This is a genomic window from Methanobrevibacter sp. (genome assembly GCF_045644645.1).
Taxonomy (GTDB): Archaea; Methanobacteriota; Methanobacteria; order Methanobacteriales; family Methanobacteriaceae; genus Methanocatella.
In genome coordinates, this window is record NZ_JAZRHE010000041.1 from 1 (window position 1) to 5,715 (window position 5,715).

The 5,715-nt window shown below is 35.7% G+C and carries 6 protein-coding genes; 1 reads left to right on the top strand and 5 read right to left on the bottom strand.

The window, feature by feature from the left end; translation table 11 throughout:
- The first annotated feature begins 7 nt into the window (after positions 1-7).
- Complete coding sequence (locus ACKI4K_RS02930; RefSeq protein ID WP_407422129.1) at positions 8-112, top strand: transposase; 105 nt, start codon at positions 8-10, stop codon at positions 110-112.
- Positions 113-289: 177 nt separating this feature from the next.
- On the opposite strand, the gene ACKI4K_RS02935 is transcribed toward ACKI4K_RS02930, so the two are convergent.
- The 5 genes from ACKI4K_RS02935 to ACKI4K_RS02955 all read right to left on the bottom strand — a co-directional run bounded on the left by ACKI4K_RS02935 (position 290) and on the right by ACKI4K_RS02955 (position 5,592).
- A complete protein-coding gene (locus ACKI4K_RS02935; protein ID WP_407422119.1) occupies positions 290-775 on the bottom strand; it encodes a hypothetical protein in 486 nt (161 codons plus the stop codon).
- A 334-nt stretch (positions 776-1,109) separates the two neighbouring features.
- Entirely contained in the window at positions 1,110-1,691 is a 582-nt protein-coding gene (locus ACKI4K_RS02940; protein WP_407422121.1) for a 30S ribosomal protein S3ae, read from the bottom strand.
- Between the two features lie 322 nt (positions 1,692-2,013).
- On the bottom strand, positions 2,014-3,399 hold the full coding sequence (locus ACKI4K_RS02945; RefSeq protein WP_407422123.1) for a glutamate--cysteine ligase: 1,386 nt from the start codon (positions 3,397-3,399) through the stop codon (positions 2,014-2,016).
- Positions 3,400-4,797 (bottom strand): hypothetical protein, encoded by a 1,398-nt coding sequence (locus ACKI4K_RS02950; RefSeq protein ID WP_407422125.1) that lies wholly within the window; start codon positions 4,795-4,797, stop codon positions 3,400-3,402.
- A gap of 15 nt (positions 4,798-4,812) precedes the next feature.
- Positions 4,813-5,592: a class II glutamine amidotransferase gene (locus tag ACKI4K_RS02955; RefSeq protein WP_407422127.1), complete on the bottom strand. Its 780-nt coding sequence runs from the start codon at positions 5,590-5,592 to the stop codon at positions 4,813-4,815.
- Positions 5,593-5,715: the final 123 nt, after the last annotated feature.

Genomic DNA, 5,715 nt, shown 5'->3' on the forward strand with positions numbered 1-5,715 from the left:
TGAAATATTGAACATAAACTTAATATTTTTGCAGCCATATTGCCCAGATTTAAATCCAATCGAAGACGTATGGCGTAAAATCAAATCTAAAATATATAAATCACTATACTAAGATTTAAACACATTAATAGAAATATTTAAAGAAGAATTCTATAAAGTCGTTGATTTAACTTCATTTTACGAAAACTGGATCAATGAATATTTAGGTATAAACTTTTGGTAAAAGACTATATTGGGCACTCCCAAATTGGAAGTCTATGAAATCTCATACATTTCCCTAATCCGGTATTTAGAATGCTACTGGGGTAACATTGTTGTCTTTGTTGAAGTTAGCCATCGAAGCTGTTAAATTAGCTTGATTTCTTTCGCTTGAATTTTTTGCCCAAAAGACTACAACATGTTTTTCTCCGTTATGATTGATGACTTCTGAAACACCAACAGTTCCATGGTCTGTATCGGTGAAGTTTGCGGTGTTGTCTGAATTAACGGTAATATTCATATCATCATCTGCGGTTATGTATTCATCCCCGTCGTCATGGACTAGATCATCGATTTTATCGTCAGCGTCTGTGTCTTTATCTTCAACATTGTCAATGATTTTGTAGATTCCAATTCCTGCATCGCCATATTCATCCGCATATATCACAAAGTCATCGGTGCTATATATTTCGTTAAGTGAATCATGAATTTTGAAGTCAGTTATGTTTGTAGCACTAACGCAACCGATCAAAAGAGATGCAAAAATTAATGCAATCACTATTTTTTTGAAATTCAATTTTTTCCTCCTTAATATTGCTGTACTAAAATATGTACTAATTAATAATATTGCACTATGATTATATATATTTTAAATATTCTAAGTAAAATTAAAAAAGATAATGATAAATCTGTAGTTCTTTATTAAAAATTCAAAATAAATATTCAATGTTGTTTTCCATCAACACAAAAAAAAGCAGATATTTTATTTGCTGCCTGAGCAATATTTTTCATTACCTGCAGGCAACATGCTGATTTGTTTTTGATTCATAGAATTTTCACTCCATAGTAATTTTTACAAAAATCAAATGGGATTTCTACAAAGCCAAAAAAAGAATAAAAAAGAAGTAATCTTACTCGATTACTTTACTTTTGATGATTTCAACCCTCTTGAGTGGGTAGATTTTTTTAGCATTGTGGTAAATTTCAGATGCCAATTTACCGTTGACGACGATTTTTACCAATTCGTCGAAGGTTTTTTCAGCTGCAGTTTCTTTGATTAAATCTTCAATGACACTTCTCATGTACCTTTGTTGGGAAGATTTAGCTCTTCTGATGGTTACTGCAAGCACTTGAAGTTTGATTCTGCGACCGTCTTTTGTTTTGACGATAGCTGAAGCATCGATTCTGGAAGTTCCTCTTCTGATCATGCTCCTTACATAATCGGTAGTGGTTTTGTGGCCGGTGAATTTGGTGTTTGCAACATCACCTGCAACATTGTCAATTTCAAATCTGAGTTTGATGTATTGTTTTGAGAAGTCTCCGGTCAATTCCCTCATGGTAACTTCTACTCCTCTTCCAATGAGAAGTTCTGGATCTTTTGCTGGAGTTTCTCCGATTTCTTTATCTTCAAAGTTCACTGGTGTTTTGATAGTATACCAGGATTTTTCTTTCCATGTATCACGTACTCTACGTCTTTGTTTTGCCTTTGCCATTATATCAACCGTTTTTTTAATAAATAATAATATAGTAAATATAGCCTACGCTATTAAAATTTTAAAATATAGTCAGAAAGTACAGTATTTCACAAATGCACTATAAAATAAACTGTAAATTGGATTATAAAAAAGTATTGGTTTATAACCAGTTATTCGACTATTGTGAGTTTCTCTCACGTTATTTAAAGAAAATATCTACAATTAAGTTTTAATTAATAAAACCCGCCCATAAAGGTTAGTCTTAATTATTTTATTCATGGTATATAAAGATTATTGAAAAAATGAATTTTTTTAAAAAAAATTGAAAAATAAAAAAAAATTATTTTTCAAACAGTGCCATCGGAATATACTTCCGATACATCTCATCTTCAATGTCGATATTCCTAACGAAATCCTTGCTGGTCTTTTTATTGGCCATTGAAAGCATCATGTGAGTGTTGATGTATCCCCTCTCCCTTATCAACTCCAATAACCTTTTGCCGTAGGTCAAATCAGGGTTTGATACGCGGTCATGCATCAATTTTAATGTGCTGTATTCATCAATGCCCAAAACTTCACACATCCCATACATCTCATTAATGATTTCTGATGCCCATTGCTTAAGGGTGACTTCCTCGCCATCCTTCAAAAGTCTCATGGATTCATCATAGGCCCTTTCAGCAGCCATTTCTTCATTTATTTTGGCTTCCCTTTGCCAATCCGCATAATCCGATTCGGACTTGATTGACATGTAGATTAAAAACAGATGCAGGAATTTCATGTCATGCCTTATGAGGCCGCATTTATAGAACGGATTGATGTCAAGGGTTCTGATTTCAATGTATTCAATACCGTCTTCCCTAAGCGAGTTTAACATGTCCCTAGGATGCTTTGGCTTTAACCTGATTTGAGTGTAGAGCTCCTTAGCTTCAGACAGATCGCCATCATCAATAAAAGACTGAATATCCCTTGTAAATTCATCCACAGTATCGTAACTCGGATAGAGGCTCTTTAGATTCTTGTATCCGCAGGATGCATTCCTGAATGAGGGTCCCTGTGTGCTGTAATAGCTGCCGTATGCATCGCGGGCATCCATCAGATAGATGCAATCCTTTGAAAATGTGCCGTGAGATCCTATGGAACATCCTGTCAGATAGATGATCAGCCAGCAGTACCTCAGGTAATTGCGGGCAATTTTCAAATAAATACCATTTTTAAACTCCTTAAAGTCCAGTTCAGATCCGGTGATTTCATATAGCTTTTCCAAACTATCTTCAGCAAAAGAAAAATTGAAATGAACTCCCGAAATCATTTGCTTTTTGACTCCGTACTTTTTGGCAAGCTCTATGCGGTATTTTTCGGATTCCACCCCTTCCTCACCATATCTGGCTATTGGTATCCTATCGTAATAGGGCAGAATGCATGGTATTGACTGAAACCATAAATATTCATCATCGGGAAGGGATGCATTTACCAGGTCCGCCAAAAGGGAAAACACGTCAAACGCCTCATCAATTGAATCGAATGTCGGTGTGATTATCTCGATTTGGCTTTCTGAAAAGTCTGTTGTTATCAGAGGGTTTGTCAGCTTGTCTCCGAATACTTCAGGGTGGGGAGTCAATGACAGCTTGCCGTCCGAATGAGCCCTAAGGCTTTCCCATTCGATTCCAAATGCCCCCTTTAAAATTTCTTCAGGCGATAATTTGCATAAATTTGATAAATCCATTTAAATCCCACTTAATTTACCGTATTCCCGGATTAGCTTTTCCATTTCCACACCATCATTAACGGAGTCGATGATGTTCTTTCCGGGATTTGTGTGTTGCTTGATGCGTTCATATAAAGGTTCCAAAAATATCTCTTCACCGATGCCCCTGTCCTCAAGTCCGCAGGATGCCAGATCAACAACATCCTTTGATAGCTTACATATGCCCTTTTTATCCACAAAGGAAGGAAGCTCGTCTTGGATAAGAAGTTTTCTAAGTTCACTTGCATTATACCCTTTATGATATATTACATCATCATCGTTAATTAACTCTTCCAATTCATCAAGCTTTCCCTTAAGGCCCAGGTGAAATGCACTGACAGACATTGAATCACTGATGGGCTGGGTGCAGACGCTTCTGAATTCGACAGTGCCCCTAAATGTCAGATTGATAAATTTGAACGGTCTTAGATATTTAATATCCTTTATGCACGGCCTTATCTCAATTTCCCGATATTCTCCATTATTGTATATTTCACCTGTTACCGATTCCCTTTTGAAGTAGTCGTGCAGATTCATTGTTGGGAAATTGATATATGCCCCGTCACGCATTACACAGTAAATGTTTAGGGATTCCAGATAGAACTGCAGGTCCCCAATGCTTTTAAAGTCGACATCATACATTCCGATATTGTGAGGATTTATGCCATGGGCGGAATATTCCCATAATGCGTCTCTAAAACAAGTAATGTGATTGTTTTCTTCAAACAATACCGAATTTGAAAACAGCAGTGCCTTAATCGGTTCTATTTTTGAAAATACATTGATTGTCTTTACCAAATCATCCTTGTATACGTCTAGCTGAACTTGTGAAGCCGATGAAAACATTCCATATTCGGGATAGCTGTGAAAATACATCGGCTGGTCCAGATACCTTGAATAGGACTTCAAGTGATGATAAAGCATCAGGTATCTTTCGGATGGAATCGGAATTGATTCATTGTATTTCCTGTATGGATTGATTCCCATTCCCGTCAATGTATGATTGTATTCCTCAAATGCTTCCTTGGTGAATGCATAGTATTCGCTGAACCTCTCGTTAATTGAAAACAAATCTTTTTCACGACCCATTGCGAATTCTATGTTATTGTAAGAGCAGTCATAACAGACTATATCATCATTGCCTGCATTTTTTAGGGAAAATACATTTCCCTCATAATCGATTCCGTTATTTCTGAAATCCTGAAATTGCCTGTTGAATTTATGAGTTACCTCATGGACAACATCGAAGTTTACCGGTTTTTTGTCCAGATTGACAATTGGAATTTCGATTTCAATACCGATAAAGTTCTTTTTTTCGTACGTTGGTTTTATGAACTCATCGTATAATGTCTCACGTATCATTTCTCCATCGATCATAACATCGATCTCCATTCATAATGAATTTAAAAACTCTTCAATAGCCTTTTCATGCTCTTCTGTTTGGATAAATTCATTGTCATGTTCTTCACTTTCAAAGATGATGTTTCCATCAATCAGACCAAAAAGCTTGTTCAGTTCCACTTCCATCCAACCCTCATCATCATCATCCAGAGGAGTGGAGGCGACCAAAAATCCCTCCTCATCCTTTAGATAATAGAGGGTTTTTCTCATGTTGGAGTGGATATAAGTTAAATCCCCGTCATAAATCATTAGATTAAGTTTGTTGTTCTTTGATAAGTCAACCACTATGTCTGTCAATAGATTGAAACGTTCCTTTATTGTTGATGGTGCCCCTTTTGCCTTTTCAAACTCGTTGACCTTGCCAACAATATAGAGAAGTATTCTTTCAGAGTCAGTGTCTCCGTTTTCATATTCCCTGTATTTGTCAAGCTCAGGATAGTCGAATATTGTGCCGTTGTGTATCAGCATCCATGACCTGTTGTTGTCGTCCAGTTCATGAAAAGGGTGACAATTTGGGGAGATTATTTCCCCAACAGTAGCTAATCTTATGTGTGCGAACACGTTTTTTCCAATAACGGGATGGGACAATATGTCTTTTAAATGTTGACTACATGTTGCCTTTATAGGCTCTTTATCTATAACAAATTCATCGGATTGCATATTAGCTAATCCCCATCCATCTGGATGTTCTTCAGAGTGATTATAAAAACATTGCAGACATTCATTTACTTGTTTTGGCGTATTTGAATTAAAACAAAAAATTTCACACATATATTACCCTCCCATTATTGAATATTACAATTGTTATATTGTAATAACAATTGTTATATATTTTATATTATTTAAATATTATCTAAAAAAAAGTGAAAAAAAGGTTAATTTTTCATGAAATTG

Bases quoted from the DNA above. Each gene is read 5' to 3' on its own strand.
- ACKI4K_RS02950 (WP_407422125.1), bottom strand. From the start codon at position 4,797: ATGATCGATGGAGAAATGATACGTGAGACATTATACGATGAGTTCATA.
- ACKI4K_RS02955 (WP_407422127.1), bottom strand. From the start codon at position 5,592: ATGTGTGAAATTTTTTGTTTTAATTCAAATACGCCAAAACAAGTAAAT.
- ACKI4K_RS02945 (WP_407422123.1), bottom strand. From the start codon at position 3,399: ATGGATTTATCAAATTTATGCAAATTATCGCCTGAAGAAATTTTAAAG.
- ACKI4K_RS02940 (WP_407422121.1), bottom strand. From the start codon at position 1,691: ATGGCAAAGGCAAAACAAAGACGTAGAGTACGTGATACATGGAAAGAA.